The sequence below is a fragment of the Paenibacillus sp. FSL R5-0914 genome (genome assembly GCF_038004525.1).
Lineage (GTDB): Bacteria > Bacillota > Bacilli > Paenibacillales > Paenibacillaceae > Paenibacillus_AQ.
Map to the genome: position 1 here is coordinate 992,259 of NZ_JBBORH010000001.1, position 18,928 is coordinate 1,011,186.

13 protein-coding genes are annotated in these 18,928 nt (G+C 42.7%); 11 read left to right on the plus strand and 2 right to left on the minus strand.

The genetic code is table 11. The features are described 5' to 3' along the window. The first annotated feature begins 24 nt into the window (after positions 1-24). Entirely contained in the window at positions 25-477 is a 453-nt protein-coding gene (locus tag MKX60_RS04310; RefSeq protein ID WP_341059127.1) for a helix-turn-helix domain-containing protein, read from the plus strand. A gap of 78 nt (positions 478-555) precedes the next feature. On the opposite strand, the gene MKX60_RS04315 is transcribed toward MKX60_RS04310, so the two are convergent. Further along, complete coding sequence (locus MKX60_RS04315; protein ID WP_341059129.1) at positions 556-2,019, minus strand: DHA2 family efflux MFS transporter permease subunit; 1,464 nt, start codon at positions 2,017-2,019, stop codon at positions 556-558. Between the two features lie 166 nt (positions 2,020-2,185). Here MKX60_RS04315 and MKX60_RS04320 point away from each other — a divergent pair, with 166 nt between their 5' ends. Then, positions 2,186-2,740 (plus strand): TetR/AcrR family transcriptional regulator, encoded by a 555-nt coding sequence (locus tag MKX60_RS04320; RefSeq protein ID WP_339267989.1) that lies wholly within the window; start codon positions 2,186-2,188, stop codon positions 2,738-2,740. 172 nt (positions 2,741-2,912) lie between these two features. Here the strand turns inward: MKX60_RS04320 and MKX60_RS04325 are convergent, their stop codons facing one another. Beyond that, on the minus strand, positions 2,913-4,064 hold the full coding sequence (locus MKX60_RS04325) for a metallophosphoesterase (protein WP_076285036.1): 1,152 nt from the start codon (positions 4,062-4,064) through the stop codon (positions 2,913-2,915). 127 nt (positions 4,065-4,191) lie between these two features. On the opposite strand from MKX60_RS04325, the gene MKX60_RS04330 reads away from it, so the two are divergent. From MKX60_RS04330 to MKX60_RS04370, 9 genes are all read left to right on the plus strand, one after another. Beyond that, positions 4,192-6,462, plus strand: a complete 2,271-nt coding sequence (locus MKX60_RS04330) for a helix-turn-helix transcriptional regulator (RefSeq protein WP_076298085.1) — start codon at positions 4,192-4,194, stop codon at positions 6,460-6,462. A gap of 144 nt (positions 6,463-6,606) precedes the next feature. After that, positions 6,607-9,363 carry a glycoside hydrolase family 3 N-terminal domain-containing protein gene (locus tag MKX60_RS04335; RefSeq protein ID WP_341059130.1) on the plus strand — a complete coding sequence of 919 codons (2,757 nt, stop codon included), beginning with the start codon at positions 6,607-6,609 and terminating at the stop codon, positions 9,361-9,363. Positions 9,364-9,378: 15 nt separating this feature from the next. Then, positions 9,379-11,727: a beta-glucosidase gene (locus MKX60_RS04340; RefSeq protein ID WP_341059131.1), complete on the plus strand. Its 2,349-nt coding sequence runs from the start codon at positions 9,379-9,381 to the stop codon at positions 11,725-11,727. 76 nt (positions 11,728-11,803) lie between these two features. Then, positions 11,804-12,421, plus strand: coding sequence for a hypothetical protein (locus MKX60_RS04345; protein WP_341059132.1), 618 nt, complete (start codon positions 11,804-11,806; stop codon positions 12,419-12,421). A gap of 192 nt (positions 12,422-12,613) precedes the next feature. Then, positions 12,614-13,654: a zinc-dependent alcohol dehydrogenase gene (locus tag MKX60_RS04350; RefSeq protein ID WP_341059133.1), complete on the plus strand. Its 1,041-nt coding sequence runs from the start codon at positions 12,614-12,616 to the stop codon at positions 13,652-13,654. A 36-nt stretch (positions 13,655-13,690) separates the two neighbouring features. Continuing rightward, complete coding sequence (locus MKX60_RS04355) at positions 13,691-15,631, plus strand: alpha-amylase (protein WP_076298082.1); 1,941 nt, start codon at positions 13,691-13,693, stop codon at positions 15,629-15,631. Between the two features lie 15 nt (positions 15,632-15,646). Next, positions 15,647-16,783 (plus strand): sugar ABC transporter substrate-binding protein, encoded by a 1,137-nt coding sequence (locus MKX60_RS04360; RefSeq protein WP_076285030.1) that lies wholly within the window; start codon positions 15,647-15,649, stop codon positions 16,781-16,783. A gap of 21 nt (positions 16,784-16,804) precedes the next feature. Further along, a complete protein-coding gene (locus tag MKX60_RS04365) occupies positions 16,805-17,464 on the plus strand; it encodes a dihydrofolate reductase family protein (protein ID WP_042193005.1) in 660 nt (219 codons plus the stop codon). A 74-nt stretch (positions 17,465-17,538) separates the two neighbouring features. Next, a complete protein-coding gene (locus tag MKX60_RS04370; protein WP_076298081.1) occupies positions 17,539-18,903 on the plus strand; it encodes an MATE family efflux transporter in 1,365 nt (454 codons plus the stop codon). Positions 18,904-18,928: the final 25 nt, after the last annotated feature.

An 18,928-nucleotide genomic window follows, 5' to 3' on the forward strand; every position in this document is an offset into this window, starting at 1 on the left:
AATTGCAGAAAGGTAGTTGCTGTTATGATCTTTGGGGAGAAGTTAAAAGCGGAAAGAAATAAAAAAAGTTGGTCACAAGAAGAACTGGCCGAGAAGCTGTTTGTAAGCCGACAGTCGGTTTCGAAATGGGAGAATGGTCAAAACTACCCAAGCATTGAAATCATTATTAAAATAAGCGATCTTTTTGGGGTAACTATCGATGAGTTACTAAGGAGTGACGAGGAGTTGACCAAAAAGGTGATAGAAGAAGGCAAGAAATTGGCTCACCCGAAATTAAAGTTTGTATTTGATGTCTTCGTAATAGCAGGCATTGTGCTATTAGTGATTAAACTCTGTGTTCTCTTTCTGAACAAAGTAATGGCACTAGAGATTACCTTGAATGGCGGGTCATTCTTTTGGAACTTCGGTTCTTTGATTTTAATGGTTGTTGGGGGAATCGGCTCCAGCATCCTGAAAGAAAAATATAAACAAGAGTAAGCCGAAGAGCCGGGAATAGCTATTAATAATGTAAAAGGACAGCTAATAGCTGTCCTTTTGACATTCCACTGTATGAGGTTATTCCTTGCTAACTAGGTTTGCTTTCTTTTCAATCGCGATCTTGCTCTTCATCGGCATAAATAATGTTATAACAAACGCGGCGACGGATAAAATCATCATAAAGTAATAGGCGTCACTTGCCCCAAGAATGGATGCAAGGGATTTAAGGATCTCAGGAGTAGTAGAGGGGTTGCTCTGCATCACTGTGGCCGCATGACTTGTTGCCTGTACTGTATAAATCGTAATTACGACAGCAGTACCGATGGCTCCGGCAATTTGGCGAACGGTATTGTTCACAGCTGTACCATGCGTGCCGAGTTGTTTGGGCAGTGCATTTAGTCCAGCCGTATTGAGTGGCATAGTGATGAAGCTTAATCCAATTCGCAGGCCAATGGTACGAATCATTAGATACGTATACGTTGTAGATTCAGATAGATCAGTTACCGCCCACATAGATGGAATAATAAAGAGTAAACCAATAATGAACAGTGGTTTAGCACCAAAACGGTCGTATAATTTACCGGTGACGGGTGACATGAACGCATTTACGAGCGCCCCTGGCAGCAATAGTAGTCCTGCATCAAATGCTGTAAAACCACGGCCATTCTGCAGATAAATAGGCAATAAAATCATATCTGCGTACATCATCATCGTGATTAATACGTTAATAAGAGAAGTCATCGTAAAAACTTTATTTTTGAAGACAGACAGGTTCAGCAGTGGATCATCAGACTTGATTTGTCGAAGACAGAATACGGCCGTAACAGCGATCCCGATCCCTAAGGTCAGAATTACTACTACATCGTCCCAGCCTTTACTGCCTGCACTACTGAAGCCGTATAAAATTAAGCCAAATCCAACGGTTGATAAAAGAACACTTACTACATCAAGCTTAGACTTAGACGTCTCGGATACATTCACTAAATACTTGAATGCCAACGCTATAACAATGATGACGAGTGGAATGAGGCCGATAAATAACCAGCGCCAAGAGTGATATTCAACAATAAATCCTGCGAGCGTTGGCCCAATAGCAGGAGCAAATATCATCGCCAGTCCAAGCAGTCCCATAGCACTGCCGCGTTTTTCAACAGGGAAAATAGCGAGCACAACGCTCATCATGAGCGGCATTATAATACCGGCACCTGCAGCTTGGATCATCCGTCCGACTAAGAGTAGACTAAAGCTCGGCGCTGCTGCACAAATGATTGAGCCAATTAATAAAAATGACATGGCACTTAGAAATAATTGACGTGTTGTAAAACGTTTCATTAAATAGGCTGTAATCGGAATCAATATCCCGTTGACCAGCATAAAACCCGTTGAAATCCATTGTACAGTTGTTGCCGTGACATCAAATACATCCATCAGACTACTTAAGGCGACATTTAAAAGCGTCTGATTGAGTGTAGATAAGAAACAACCAAAAATTAGAATGGTTAGTAGGATTCCTTTATTTATTTCCTTAATATCTTCTTGCATGGTGCAGGCCTCTCTTCATTGCTTTTTCGACACAGTGTCGATAAAATAAATCATATCAGCATTTAAACGGTATTCCTATTTGCAATTTTATTGAAAATGTCGACTAATCGACAGAATGGGTAAATTAGTTGATGAAATACTATATAAACGATAATAGAGGGATGAAATGTCCGAACATAAAAGAGTTGATCCACGAGCCATTCGCTCAAAAAAGATGCTGAAAAATGCTGTTTTTTCATTATTGGCCGAGAATGTGGAGATTTCTCAATTGACTGTCCAAAAAATCGCCAACCGTGCTGAGCTGAATCGTGCAACGTTTTATTTGCATTATGAGGATATTAACGATTTATTGCGCCAGATCGTACATGAAATCTTTGATGACCTGTCCATGAAGGTTGAACCGTTATTACAAGTGAAGAGCAGTATCGAGCAGGAGCAGTTGGTCACATTTTTAAGTTATTTTTATGAATACCGGCAAATCTTTGCTGTATTGGTAGAGCACAAAGGCTTCAAAAACCAATTAACCAACCTATTAAAAAATACTATCGAAAAGCGAAGAAACGTGAGAAACATAGATTCCACTAAGGAGGTTGTCTCCCTTGATATTATTGCAGCATCACTATTAGGGATTATTATGTGGTGGATTAAGGATGGCAGCCAATATAGTGCGGAATACATAGCAGGTCAAATTACCTTGATGTATAAAAGAAGGTATTTATAATCGCTAGACTATGCTACAGGAGGATATGGGTAAAAACCGTTGTATGATGTAGAGAGACAAATTTCAAGATAACGGATATTCTCCGCACCAACCTTAGGTAAAACTATAAAAAGCGGCAGTCTAGGGCGGTAATTCTCGTCCAAAGGCTGTCCGCTTTTTTTTATAAATCATTCTATTTAAAATCAACTTTAATTAGTGCTATCTCACTATTCGTTCCAATGCGTAATGGCGGTCCCCAAGTCCCTGCACCAGATGTGACGATGACGTTAGGGCTGTTCTGATTTTTCTGATAGTGCCCGTAATCTACTGTAAACATAGCGTTGGTGATTAGATTTGCAGGAAATACTTGTCCTTGATGCGTATGTCCGCTAAGTATTAAATCGACATCATCTCCGTACTGAATCATATTCGTGGGTTGATGATCCATTACGATAACGGGCATAGTTGTATCAATGTTACCCATCACTTCAGAAGTAACTGCTCTAGCATTTCCTTGATCACCAATCGGTGATGAATCTCTCCTGCCAACTACAACGAATTGATTATCAATAACGACATGCTCATCATTTAGAAGTTTAATATTACTCTTATCTATAAAGTTCACAATCTCATCGTATGATCGTCCTGCATCATGGTTACCTAAACAAGCATAAACCCCATAGGTAGACTGAATAGTATTTAATAACTCTATTCCTTTGGAAGGATTAGAGAGCGCATAGTAGTTACCATTAAATATATCTCCTGACATCAACACAATATCCGGCTGCATGTTATTAATACGATCAACAACGTCTTCAATAAACTTTACATCATTTACGTAGCCTAAATGTAAGTCGCTGATCAGAACAATATTTAAATGATCTAACGACGTGCTTTTATGTATTTGGATCGGATAAGTAACTTCTTTTATCTGATTCGCATTATAAATCCCATAGGACACCAACCCTATGACTAGAATTAATACTACTGACCTTGTATGAAAAATAACACGTTTTGGCGCAGGGGAGGGGATGATTTTGATCCATTTAATAATAAGTAAGATTACATCGGAAAGGAGTAACAGCAAGAACAAATAGAAGTAGATCCCCATCCAATAGTCCCCGAATTGGCCAATAAAATTAACAATACTTGAATCGGTCGTCATAGCTGAAGAGGACAATAGTAAATTAATAATGATTGTTACCGCACACAAGCTGTAGATGACTCCGTATATAATCCCATTAATACTTGGAAATACATGTTGTAACCATTTAAAAATTTTTCTTGCGATGTAATAGTTACTTGCCGCGTACATAGCGAATATAAACAGAAATGCAAATACCATATGATGCACCGTCCTATTTTTTTAGATTTCAGAGAGCAATCGTTTATAATCAATAATTATGAGCAAATGGTCAGGTACTCAGTAACAGTAACATATTTTTTCATGTTGGAAGAGGAGATTGTTGATTTTGAATAAGAAGAAAAATGGATCAGATCAAATCGTACTGGCCGCAATCGAAACGATTGAGGAAGTGGATTTTCTACTTATGACGGAGTTAACGGCATGGTTTGTTCTTTCTGGTTATCTGGAAATTATGCGAAACGGTTCGGATATTTTGATTCGGACAGGCGATATTTTCGTTTTCAATAAAGGTGATATTGTTCGTGTAATTGGCAGTGAAGAGAATGCGACGCTCTCGGTAAAGTTTCTAACCAATGAGTATCAAGAGGAGTTTCCGGCATTTAAGCTTAACATTCCACTATCGATGGTGTACAAAAAAGATGGATATGAGCTTGTGAAGAATTGTATGGCGTACTTGTACGTCGAAAGGATATATCCGGGAGCCGGTTCTGATTATATCATCGAAGGGTATTCGAAACGTTTAATCGGATTGCTGTACCGATATCTTGGGCCAGAAGATGAAAAGAAGCAAGTTCATACTGCTTCGGATAAGGTAAAAGAAATTGTATCATATATCAATGTTAATTATGCGGACAAACTCAGCCTGGATGAGATTGCTGAAAAGTCTTATAGTAGCAAATACTACCTGGCACATTCCTTTAAAAATCAGCTAGGGATTTCAATCGGAAATTACATCAAAGAAGTGCGATTGTTTCATAGCTTACGTATGCTGGAAAATACGAACGAGAAGATTGTCACGATTGCTTTAGCTAACGGCTTTCCCAATGTACGCTCATTTAACGAGGCATTTAAAATAAGGTATGAGCTTTCACCTGCTGAATTTCGTGAACAGCGTCAAATAAGAGCGGTGCAGAATCGTGTCGATGCGGAGCTGTCCCAAGATGTATTAGCCTTACTATCGCCGTATGTGCCGTTAGGTGAATTACCGGCTGGCCCATCTATTGCCCCCAATCGCATCGAGGTTCAATTAGATTTGCATAAAACGATCGGCCAGTACTCAAAGGTGAATCATGTTCTTAAAATAAAAGGTAAACTTATGGATAGCCGTTTGCTCGAAGTGCGTCAGCGTCTAGGGGTGAAGTGGGTAGCGGTCAATCGTATTTTTAAAAAAGTGGATATACGGTTGAGCGAAGGGAAGCTGGTCTGTTCATTTAGTGAGTTGGATCGAATATTGCAGCAGATCGTGTCTGTTGGCATGATTCCCTACCTTCAATTTCAATCTATAGATTTGGATGATTGGGAGAAGCGGGGATTTCATAACAATGAATGGTTTCAAACGGTAATGACTGAATTGAATCTCCATCTGCAGCAAAATTATATGACAAGTCAGGATTGGATGTACGAGTTCCGCTGCTTCTATGAAATGAAAAATAGCAGGCAATTGCGTCTGTCGCTAGTGAATGCCATTTCAATTTTTAAAAACTATATGAACGTGGTCATTCATTTTCCCATCCCGCCAGAAGATGCGGTGTTGCTTGATATAATCTGCCATAATGCCGTTTATTGCATTGATGACTGGACCCGTATGCGCAAGATTCCACTTGAAACTGCGCTTAATTATCTATTTGATGAAGACTACATTCGGGTCATTGGTGAGAATACAAACATACAAGATCAGAATCGTATTTTGGATCGAATGCTGATTTACGATCAGGATGATTATCTACACGCCTATTCGGATCTAGCGCAAGCAAATGCAAGCATTTGGCAATATATAAACCTAATGAATCAAAACGAAATTGCAGGTCACTATTTCCCCCCCTTATCACTCGATTCTGCGAAGTTGTTTGAGTATTTTCCAGATGAGCTGGCAAGTAAGCTTTCATTACTTACACCGGATGGTCGTTACAAGGACAATTGGTATGCGACAGAGTTTGTGAGTCGCTTGTTTGATGAGATTGTGTTCAAAAACAACTCATGTATCGTGACAAAACAGCAAGATAATTACCGCATTTTAACTGTTTATCCAGAAGAAGAGCAACATCTGTTTATCAATGAAAATAAGGAAAAACTGGAACTAGCTTGGCATAAGGCAAAAAGTCCCTATGTCTTTGTGAAGATGGAACTTACAAACCTTGAAGGGACATACCGATTGATCAAGCAACGATTAACAACTGAGCAGATAGATCAGCGATTAGACCTTGCTGATTTAAGAAAATGTAAAAAGTTGTCCTTCGAAGATATTGCGTATTGGAATGCGATTAATCGACCTTCGAGAAGCGTAGAGCAACTGAAAATAAAGGGAAATCATACACTTGAGTTCGAAGTCCCGATATTCGGAATCTTTATGATCGACCTAGAAAAGACTAATGATTAATGCTAAATATTGCTCACTCGATTTCTTGATAAATCGAATGAACGCAATATTTAGCTTTTTTTTCGACAAGATCCTCATAGTTAAAATGTAAGCGCTATATTATGATTGTGAAAAAGAAAGACGATACCGGAGGGGGTCGCCGTGGTGGACAATTTTAATACTAAACGCGTTAAAAAAAGTGAAATCGTGCAAAAGGTGAAGGAAGATAAAGCTAAGCTGCGAGCGCGAAAGCAAGAAATTAAAGCGCTACCGGAAGCAGAACGAACAGCAGCGATTGAACAGGACAAACAATTAAGAAAAGAGCAAAAGCAACAAACAAAAATGGAGTTGAAAGCTCTAAGTCGCAAAGATCGTAGAGCGATGAAAAAAGAAGCGAAACGCTACAAGAAAATTAAAAATAGACCAAGACGTTTCACCGGCTGGTCGATCGTAGCGCTTGTTGTCATATTGTTGTTCGTACAATTCGGTGCAACCGCTTCTAGCATCATCGATGCGCTGACAGGAAAACACATTACAGCCGTAACCGATTCCCCTGAGGCGCTTGCAGCACGTGAACAAGGTGGAAAAATAGCTGAAGAAATTGCGAATGAAGGCATTGTTCTATTGAAGAATGATGATAAACAGCTACCTTTGAAAGATAAAAAGGTTAACGTCTTCGGATTAGCTGCATTAGAGCTACGTTATGGCGGCGGAGGATCGGGTGCGGGGGATACTTCCCGTGCGGTTAATTTATTTAAAGGTCTAGAAAATGCAGGTATTTCATACAATACCGAGCTTCATGACTTGTATCAAGAGGTTGGTGCAAAAGCGGGCAGCAAGGCGAGTACCGGAGTCATTCAAGTTGTAAAAGGCATGTTAGGCGGAAACTCTAGCGATGAACCTAAAATCGATTATTTATCGGACGAAGCCATAGCACAAGCGAAATCCTATTCGGAAAATGCAATTATTGTCATTGCTAGTGAGAGTACAGAAGCTAGTGATGCGACCGCTGAACAGTTGAAATTGACAGCAAATAAACGCGCTTTGATTGAAAAGGTTGCACAGTCATTTGAAAATGTCACAATCGTTGTAAATGCGGGGAATGCCTTAGAGCTTGGTTTCGTAAATGAATTTAAATCCATTAAATCTGTCTTGTGGATAGGAACACCTGGCCCTTACGGTGCCAACGCATTAGGAAATATTCTTGCAGGAAATATCAACCCATCAGGCCGTATCACGGATACGTACGTGTATGACAATTCATCGGCTCCAGCAAGTGAGAACTTTGGAGACTACAAATACGATAATTTGAAGTATTCATTCCTCAATTATCAAGAAGGGATCTATGTCGGCTACCGTTTCTATGAAACCTTCTTTTTAAATGATGAAGCAGGCTATCGAGATACCGTGTTATATCCTTACGGACATGGATTAAGCTACACGGATTTCGAGTGGAAGGTTCTGAATCAGTCATTGTCGGAAGACAAGATTGAACTACAAGTCGAAGTGAAAAATGTTGGCGACAGAGCCGGAAAAGATGTTGTTCAAGTATATTATTCAGCTCCGTATATTGCAGGCGGCATTGAAAAATCGGCGATCGAACTGGCCACTTATGCAAAGACGTCTCTGCTGGAAGCAGGTCAATCCGAGGTGCTTACCCTTTCGTTTGCTACCGAAGAGATGTCTTCTTATGATATGAACGTAGAAGAAGCGTATGTACTAGACCAGGGCACCTATTCAATTAAAGTGGCTCGCAATGTCCATGATATCGTGGCAAGCTATGACCTTGAGTTGGCTGACAAGAAGGTTTTCAAACAAGATAAGGATACCGGAACACCTTACGAGAATCGCTTTGAATTAGCAAAAGGTGAAGTTACGTATTTGTCCCGGAATGATTGGGAGAAGACTTACCCTTCAGATGAAAATATTAGTCATAAAGCACCGCAAAATGTGGTCGACGCATTCTCAAAAGAGCCGGAAGCTTCAACGATGGAAATGCCAACGGTTGGCGCTAATAATGGCTTAGTACTGGAGGATTTGAAAGGTTTAGCCTTTGATGATCCGAAATGGAATGAATTCATGGATCAGTTTACATTGGACGAAATGATTGATTATGTAGCAAACGGCGCCTATAGAACGATGGCAGTAGAGCGTTTGGGTGTTCCTAAAACGTTGTTGATGGACGGACCGGCTGGATTTAGTTACTTCTTTAAGCCAATCGAAGCCGCGTCATATCCGTCTGAAATCGTCATTGCAGCAACATGGAACAATGATCTAGCCTATCAAATGGGAGAAGCGGTTGGTAAAGAAGCGCGTGCGTATGGCATTCAAGGCTGGTATGCACCGGGGATGAATATTCACCGTACAGCACAAGGCGGCCGTAACTTTGAATACTTCTCAGAAGATCCTGTGCTTTCAGGAAAAATGGCGGCATCTATGATAAACGGCGCAGAAGACCAAGGCATTATTGCCTTTATGAAGCACTTCGCGCTGAACGATCAAGAAACCAATGCTCGTTCAGGAAATCTGATCTGGGCCAACGAGCAAGCGATTCGCGAAATCTACTTGAAGCCGTTTGAGATTACGGTTAAAGAAAGCAGCCCTCTAGGCGCAATGTCCAGCTTTTCGATCATCGGGACAAAGTGGGCAGGAGCGAATTCCGTCTTGTTAAATGATGTTCTGCGTAAGGAATGGGGCTTTGATGGATTTGTTTCCAGCGATGCAGTCTTTGGGTTTATGAAAGCGCCGGATGCGGTTGTAGCTGGCAATGACCTCATGCTTGATATTATGACACCAAGTAAAAACGAGAAATTATTAAAACAAGCATACAAGAAGGATCCTGCAGGAATCACAAACGGGGTTCGCACAAGTGTTCAGCATGTGTTGTACACGATCCTGCAAACCTACTTATTCGAAAAATAGGCGTAAGCATGCGGGGTGAAGAGATTGAAGTATAGAGCATTAATCGAAAGTATGACCGTAGAAGAAAAGGCATCTTTAATGTCTGGCGCAAACTTTTGGAATACAAAAGCAATCGACCGGGTGAAGATTCCCAGCATTATGCTGACAGATGGACCGCATGGTTTGAGGAAGCAAGGCGGAAAGGCAGACCACTTAGGCTTAAATAAAAGTCTGCCTGCCACTTGTTTTCCGACGGCGGCAACCTTGGCTAATAGCTGGGACAGACAATTGATCTATGAGGTTGGTCAAACGATTGGAAAAGAAGCAGCTAGCGAAAAAGTGAGTGTGTTGCTTGGTCCTGGATTGAACATCAAGCGGAATCCGTTATGCGGACGAAATTTTGAGTATTTTTCCGAGGACCCTTATTTAACGGGAGAATTAGCGAGTGAGATGGTCAAAGGCATTCAGGTGAACGGCATCTCTGCATGTCCTAAACACTTTGCGGTCAATAGCCAAGAACATATGCGAATGACGATTGACGAAGTCGTGGATGAACGCTCGTTAAGAGAATTGTATTTAGAAGGATTTAGACGTGTAGTTGAGAAGGGTCAACCGAAAACCATCATGACCTCTTACAACAAAGTCAACGGCACGTTCGCCAATGAAAATAACGATTTGTTACAGGATATTCTGTACGGTGAATGGGATTTTAATGGCGTAGTCGTTACGGATTGGGGCGGTAATAATGACCGTGTTGCAGGGTTGAAAGCAGGCAATCAATTGGAAATGCCTTCAACCAATGGAATTACGGATCAAGAAATCGTGCAAGCCATTAAAAACAATGAGCTAGACGAAGAAGTGCTGGATGACGCCGTCGATCGTCTGCTCGGATTAGTCTTTACTACCCAGCTCCATGATCAAGATACATCGCGTATCGATTATGAGGAGCACCACAATAAAGCGATAGAAGCTGCCAAACGTTCGATTGTGTTATTGAAAAATGACGATAAGATATTACCGCTTAAACACGGCAATAAAGTTGCGATTATTGGTGATTTCGCCAGTAATCCTCGCTACCAGGGTGCTGGAAGTTCGCTTATTAATCCTACCAAGCTATCCAATGCCTGCGATGTGCTCGGTCAATCTGGCTTATCGATTGTGGGATATGCGAAAGGCTTCAAGCGAATGGGTGGGAAAAATGACCGTCTACTAAAGGAAGCTGTTACGTTAGCTCAGAAAGCAGATACCATTTTGCTGTTTTTGGGGCTGGACGAAGGCAGCGAAGCCGAAGGTGTTGACCGCGTAAACCTTAGCTTACGTGAGAACCAGCTCGAACTGCTTCGTTCATTAACAGAAGTCAATTCCAATATTGTGGTGATTCTCGCTGGCGGTGGTGCCATTGAAATGCCGTTTATAAAGAATGTCAAAGCTATCGTTCATACCTATTTATCTGGACAAGGAAGCGCTGAAGCGTTAAAGAGTGTTTTACTTGGAGAGTACAACCCAAGTGGTAAGCTCAGCGAGACATTCCCGATTAAGTATAGTGATGTCTCTTCTGCTCCTTATTATCCAGGTAAGGAGGCAACCGCAGAGCATATCGAAGGCATTTTTATCGGTTACCGTTATTTTGATACCGTGAATAAACCTGTGTTATTTCCGTTTGGTTATGGGCTGTCCTATACAACCTTTGCATATACGGATTTAACGGTTAATCAGCATCAGGTTTCATTTACCATCACCAATACAGGGGCAGTCGCAGGGGAAGAGGTTGCGCAGCTCTACATCCAGAAACAAGATTCATCGATATTTAGAGCCAAACGAGAATTAAAAGGTTTTGAAAAGGTGAGCTTAGAGCCGGGTGAAAGCAAACGTGTCACAATGATTCTGGAGGAACGTGATTTTTCGTATTATAATCCGACGATTCACGATTGGGCGGTCGAGCCTGGCGCTTACGACATTCAAATCGGAAGTTCAATCCAGTCTATTCTTTTGAAGGAACGTGTTATGCTTACGGGCGATTCGGTTTCTTGTGAACATACAAAGGATCAATTCCCACATTATTTTAGCGGACATGTTCATGAAGTAACGGCAGCGGAATATAAGGGGCTCTTGGGTTATGAACCTCCTTCTCCTTATTGGGATCCAAAGCAGGACTTGGGGTTAAACGACACCATTGCTCAAGCTAAATATAAGAACGCACTTGGAAAAACAATCTATCATATTGTCCTTTTCTTTAACAAGTTTTTTGAAGCAGTCAATAAACCTCTGCTAGCGAATAATGTCTACTTTGTTCTGAATATGCCTTTTCGTCAAATCGACCGTTTTACTGGCGGGAAAATTAGTCGAAAGCAAATCTTGAAGGTGTTGAAATGGATAAACCGATAGGAAAATAGTAAGCGAGGAAAAGGGGGGATACCACGGTATCTCCTTTTTCTAGGCTTCAAAGGAGAAATAGAAGAGTATGAGCGAAGTAAATATCGAGAAAAACACAGGAATGATGGGTGTTTGGAATACATTCAAGGGACAACATCCGAATATTGCACAATTCATAGTATTTTTTATACTGAGTGCTGGAATGACGGTATTACAACTTGTTCTAATGCCTTTATTTAAACTCATATTTGCACAGACATCATTACTATCTACAAGCTTTCAAGTTTTTCAGTTAGGACATAACTTTGATGGAAGTGCTTATTATATATTCGATTATGCGGCTGGTTCGCTTACATCAGGAGGTGGAGGAGGACTTGGCTATTTTCTTGCCGTTCAAATTACGCTCGGCATTGCACAGATCATTAACTTTTTCGCACAGAGAAGTATTACATTTAAATCAAACAGTAACGTTTGGAAGGCTGCTTTCTGGTATGTATTAGCGTATATTCTTATAACCATTGGTGCTGCCGCGGCGCAAGGATTTTACAAGGCTCCTATCTATAACTTATTAATTAACACATGGGGAATGGGTTCAATGGGGGAGACAACAGCGGATATTATTACAATGATTATCAATAGTACAATTTCGTTCTTGATATTCTACCCTATCTTTAAAATCATTTTTAAACAGGAGCCTGCAAAATAGGCTTAGTAAAGGTACACCTTTCCTGATTTATGGGGGAGGTGGTTTTTTTATTTAAAGCGTTTATTTATCTGAGAGCTTTATAAAAATGTAAACAATAACATTTTACGACAATATTCACCTTACTTTTACATGGGAGTTATGATATATTCTGGTGGAATATGGATAATAGGAAAAACGAAAGGGAGAATGCGTATGGAAGCGCTGGTGTGGACATCCAATGATAAGCTAGAGCTCTGCGAATGGGAAGAGCCACAGATTGTAACCCCGGATGAAGTTAAGATTCGGATTGAGATGACAGGCATTTGTGGAACAGATCTAGCGGTCATAACCGGTAAAGAGGAAGGAGTTCCAGGAATCATTCGCGGTCATGAGGCTGTGGGGACCGTAATTGAAATTGGCAGTAATGTTGACCGTGTTAAGGTGGGGGACCGAGTAGTTATCGATCCGAATCAAAGCTGCAATGAATGTTATTTTTGCTTGAAAGAACAGCCGCACTTATGTATAGGCTCCGATGGAAATGGGATGCCTATTGCTGGTTTGAATCGAAATGGGACATTCACTTTTTTTTTCTCAACTGTACAAACGTTTGCACACCTTTTACCTGATCATATGAGCTGGGAGACGGGGGTATTAATCGAGCCGCTTGCCTGTGTGCTGCACAATTTCAATGAAGCTAATGTCACGGCTGACGATAAGGTGCTCATTCTTGGATCGGGTCCAATGGGGCTGTTAAGTCAAATGGTGAGTAAATCAAAAGCTGCGCTCACGGTAGCGACGGAAATTAATCCCTATCGGTTGGCATTTGCTAGAGAAATCTCGGATTTTGCTCTAACACCATCCCAATTAAATCAAGCTACCGTAGATGAAATCTGCGCGGGACATAAGTTTGATGTGATTATCGATACGGTGGGCACTCAGCTCGAAGTAGCGGAGGAATGGATTGAGCGAGGAGGGCGCATTGTTCCTTTTGGAATTAATGCGAAGTATCGGTACACCTTTTCCCCTACCAGATTCGTACAGCATGCAATCAAAATTATCGCAGCAGGCGAATACCGCTACATGTTCGAGGAGGCTTTGCGGTTTGCCGCTGAGACACCTGAACTGGAGAAATTGGTGACCAGAAAAGTTAAGCTCAATCAGCACGAGGCAGCAATAAACGAGTTGATCGGCTATGAATTGAACTCTTTGAAGGTGGTTGGGAGTGACACCGTAAAGACGGTTTTTGTTCCCTAAACGTAGAACTGCAATCAACGAGAGGTGGATCTGTTAATGAGCAAAGAAAGCAAATTTAGACTTGTTCAGGATTACTTGTCTACACACAAAGATAAAGACGTCGCGCCAATTTGGATTCCTGCTGTGTGGAATGAGTGCAAATATGAGTGTGTTCTTTTGGAAAAAGACGGTGAAATTTGTGTACATCCGTATGATTTTTTGACTGAGCATTTGAAGTATGTAGACAAGCTATCGTGGAGATATTCGCTCAAGGAACGCACGAATTTAGACGACAGCGCGATCTATTCTTCATTAATTCGTTATTCGACGGCTTGGGATTACAACCATGATGGAACAATTGAATCCGGCACTTTTTTAAGATTCCTTATTCTTCTGCCGCTGTTAAAAAAAATGGGCATCAATATTCTGTATATGCTTCCAGTGAACCAGTACAGCAAGTTGAATCTGAAAGGAGATATCGGGTCACCTTACGCTGTGCAATCGTTATTCCACTTGGATCAGAACCTACACGACAGCCTGCTGGATGGTATGGAGGAGTTTACGATCCACGATGAGCTCAGCGCTTTGGTAGAAGCTTGTCATTTGCTTGATATTAAGACTGTTGTTGATTTCATTCCCCGTGTAACGGCGAAAAACAGTGCGTTCATTACCGAACATCCTGAATGGGTGTATTGGATCAAAATGCAGGAATTAGAAGGCTTTGCACCGCCATCGATTCCTGAGCTTGGATTCTTTGAGGAGTGTACGCCTGACAAATTGGAGACGGTCTACCACAGCCAGGAAACCGCAGCATTTCTGCGGAAGTTCTCGCCGCCGCCCAATGAACTTCATCCAATCCTTTGGCAGCAGTTAAAAGAGAGGGCTGCTAAAACTGGAGATGAGCTATTAACTTTGGTGGAGCAAGAGATGGGGATAACGACTGCTCCCGCGCATTCGGATTGGATTAACGATGTGCAGCCGATTTGGACAGACATTACGTTCTTGCGCCTCTACAAGGACTTTTCTCCGCAAGTGAGACATCTTATAAGTTCGGATCAGGCACCATATGTTCTTTTTGATACGATTAAATGCAATGACTACCCGGGTGAGGAGCCGAATCTGGAGCTGTGGGATGTGCTGGAGGAGGCCGTACGGTTTAATCTCGAAAAGTATGGGATTGATGGCTTCCGCATCGATATCGGACATGTACTTCCTATTCCGCTGTTGACTCGTATTTTTGACACGATTAAAGAGTTGAATCCGAATGCAATCTTGATCAGCGAAGATTTGTTCAATCGTAATCACAAGAAGGCGGCGAGCACCGGCTACAACATTATGCTTGGCAGCGGATGGAATGTCATGACGCAAATCAATAAGGACAATCTCGTTTCATTCTTAGAGGAGCTGCCTGAGTTAAACATTCATGTGTTCGCCTGTGCTGAAACAGCAGATACGCCTCGGATCACGAGCCGTGGCGGTGTTGAGGTGGCTCGGATGATTGCAGTATTTAATCAATTTCTTCCGAATGCAATTCCATACGTGACGACTGGCTATGAAATGAATGAGGAGCAGCCCCTCAACTGTGGTCTTGGCGACAACACGAACGGAGAGGAGATTTCCCGCGCCTTTTTTAACGTCATGCAAATTAATTGGACTAATCCTGCACCGATGCTGCCGCTGCTGACGGAGCTGAGTGAATTCAAGAAAGATTGGCCTCAGCTAGTGAAGCCAGAAAACTTTTTCGTGGCTCAATCCCCGGAAGGTACAGTTCTGTACGGGTATATGCATGGCGAACAGACGCTGCTCTGCTGCTTTAACTTGAGTGCTGATGTTTCCTGCCAAGTTGATTTGAAGGCTGCGGTACCTGGGCGGTGCCCAATGACCGTGACACTGGATAGTTCCTTAACGGGCAGCATCGCAGGTCAGACGTTAGACAGCTTACTGCTTGCACCAAATCAGGCTTTAGTGCTCGTAAACAATCATAGACAAGTTAGTTAAGGGAGAGAGGCAGCGATGGAAAAGAAGAACAAAGAAATTGTGTTATGGCATGAGTTTGACGGTCCGGGAGATACCTCGATTGAGGTGTTGGAGGGAATTTGCAAGCTGTATACAGAGCGCTTCGGCGTACAAATTACGCCACAAGTGATGAACATTACGGAGTTGACTGCGCGCCTGAACCAAATTAAGGACACCCATCAAGGTCCGCATCTGGCGATGGTTCCTGCGGATATGTCCTCCTACGTTGAGAATGGCCTTTACTCTGAAGTACCGGGCTGGCTATTCGATGATGCACTCACTGAAGGGGCACTTTCAACGATGCAACTGGATGGTGTTCAGTATGGTATCCCGGTATTACGGGGCAATCATCTGGTTGTGTATTACAATCCGGAGATTTACGCCAGTGCGCCGACGACATGGGAAGTGTTCGAAGAGGCAGCAGAGAGGTTGTCCGCTCAAGGCATCATACCGATTGGAGCAGATTTACAGCAGGGTTATTGGTTTATTCCGTTTCTTACAGCTTTCGGTGGTTGGCCTGTTCAGGATGGAAAGCCGAATATCGTAACCCCTGAAATGAAGCGAGCACTTGAGTTCATCCATGACAAGATGGATCAAGGCGTGCTCGTCAGTCTCGACGGTTCCACAGGACTGTTAGAGCAGTTTATTGACGGTAAGATTGGCGCCATTATTTGTGGAGAGTGGATTTATAACCATCTGGACAAGCAGATGAACAACAGGCTTGCGGTCTGCCAGCTTCCGGTCATAGAAGGCCAGCAATCGCTATCCATGTCTTCTTCTATCGGCTTGATTTACCCGAATCATTCGTTAACATCGGAGGAGCGGGAAGATATCTTGTCGTTCACGCATTTTATGCTGAGTGATGAGTGCCAAACCATGTGGACGCTGGGTGTACAGCGGATTCCAGCTCAGGAAGAGGTGCTGAACCGTCTAGCTGCCTCTGCTACGCCTAACAAAAAGATGATTATATCGCTGTTGGAGCACGCACGGCCGATGCCGACTTACCCCTTCATGATTCATGTATGGGAGGCGCTAAATGCGGGTCTAACCGAGCTGCCCTTAAGCAATTCTGAACAAGCATTGAAAAAAATTGAACAGACCATCCAAGCATTCTGGGGCGCATATAAAAGCTAAAAAGAGACGGGGAGAAGACAAATGAAAACAACGATATTCAGCCAAATTTCGATTGACGGTAAGCTCACTATGGGAGCTGGTAATTCGAGTAAGGAGCTTTTTTCTTTGTTTTCCAGTGAGGATATGGAATTCATTCATCTATTCCGGGGGAATGTGCAGGGCATTATGGTCGGCAAAAATACAATTCTGACGGACAATCCCTTTCTTACTAATCGGTATGAGGAGAACAAAAATCCAATCCGGATCATTCCGACGACCACCTTGGATATTCCGCTGGATAGCAATGTGCTTTCGGATGAGGGGAGGACGATTATTGTCACAACCGAGAAAGGACGGGATGAATATAAAATCAAGCAGATCCGGGAAAGAGGGAAGGAGTGCCTCATCTGCGGTGAGGATAAAGTCGATTTCGTGGAGCTTGAACGTCAGTTGGAAGACAACTTCGGGATTACCAGCTTGATGGTCGAGGGCGGCGGCTTTTTGAACTGGCATATCTTCGATCAGGACATTGTCGATGAAATTATTTTGATGCAGCTTCCGATCATCATAGGGGGTTCCACGAACATTACTTTAGTGGATGGAGACGGGTATCAGCAATTGTGCTTTGCGAAAAAGTTCAAGGTTGTAGAAATTCAGCCAAAAGATAATTATACGCTCATGCGCTACAAAAAAGTGATATAACCTCACACGAAGTCATAGACTGCGAATGGTTATGGACGCGGTAAAATCGAGAATATGGGGGTTGTGAATGATCCATGTCAGAGAAAGAGAACTTCTACAAAAGTGTGTATAAAATCGCTGTACCTGTTACGCTTCAAAGCTTACTGATGGCATTGCTCAATTTGACGGATCAGTTGATGGTCGGGCAGCTTGGAGATGTGGCGATTGCCTCGGTGGGAATGTCCACCAAAATATATGGGATCATCGCGGTTGTCTTGGCTGGTCTATCGACGGGTGTGTCTATTTATGCAGCCCAGTTTTGGGGGAACAAAGATTCCAAAAGCGTCTCCCAGGTGCTGGGCCTTGGACTGATCGTCGGCTTCGCGTTCTCGTTCTTATTTTCTGCGGCTGTCTTCATCGATTCGCCGCTTTTCCTGAGCATGTTCACGACAGATGCGAATGTAATAGATAATGGGTATATTTTTCTGCAGATCATGTCGATCGGCTTTGTACCTGTCATGCTCACGATGATGTATTCCGCCATTTTGCGTAGTACGGGCCATGCCAAATGGCCGATGTATGTAAGCTTAATTGCTGTTGTGTTGAATATTATACTGAATTACGTACTTATTTACGGGAACTTCGGCGCTCCAGCGCTTGGTCTGAAGGGCGCAGCTATTGCAACCCTTATTTCCAGGGTAATAGAATGTTTGTTGATCATTGGTGCCGTGTACCGATATCGTTTACCAGGCGCTGTTGGGTTAAAGAACTTGTTCATCATTCCTAAACCGCTCATCCGCAAGTTTTTTGGAACGACGTATCCGCTGCTGCTGACTGAATTGATCTGGGTATTGGGTGAAACGGCATATGCGATCATCTATAGCCGCATGGGGACGATGGAGATGACGGCGATGACCATTACCTTCCCATTGCAAGGGCTTTGCATCGGCTTATTGTCCGGTCTGGCTAGTGCAGCTGGGGTTTTGGTTGGCAACCGTTTGGGCGCGAACGAAACGGATATCGCACTCGATCATGCGAAAAAGTTCATTCGTCTTGGCATTATCATCTCTCTAATTGTCGGGGTTATCATTGCGGCAGGCTCGAAGCTGTATGTCTCCGCATTCAATATCTCCGAGGATGCTAAACAGATGAGCATATATATCGTTATCGTATTCGCTGGATTTCTTTGGGCCAAAGTTTCCAATATGATTATAGCAGGCGGCATTCTAAACAGTGGGGGAGACAGCAAGTTCGTGTTCAGCATGGAATCGACCGCGACATGGCTGATAGGTGTCCCCTCCGGACTGTTGCTGTCATACGTCTGGAAGCAGCCAGTCTACCTTGTATATCTCGTCATATCACTTGAGGAGGTTGTCCGTTTTGGCTTCGGCTACGCCCGGATTTACTCCCGGAAGTGGATGAGAAATTTAGTTAACGATTTGGCTGAAAAAGCGATGTAAGGGCTGATTGGATCGCTCAAGGCTC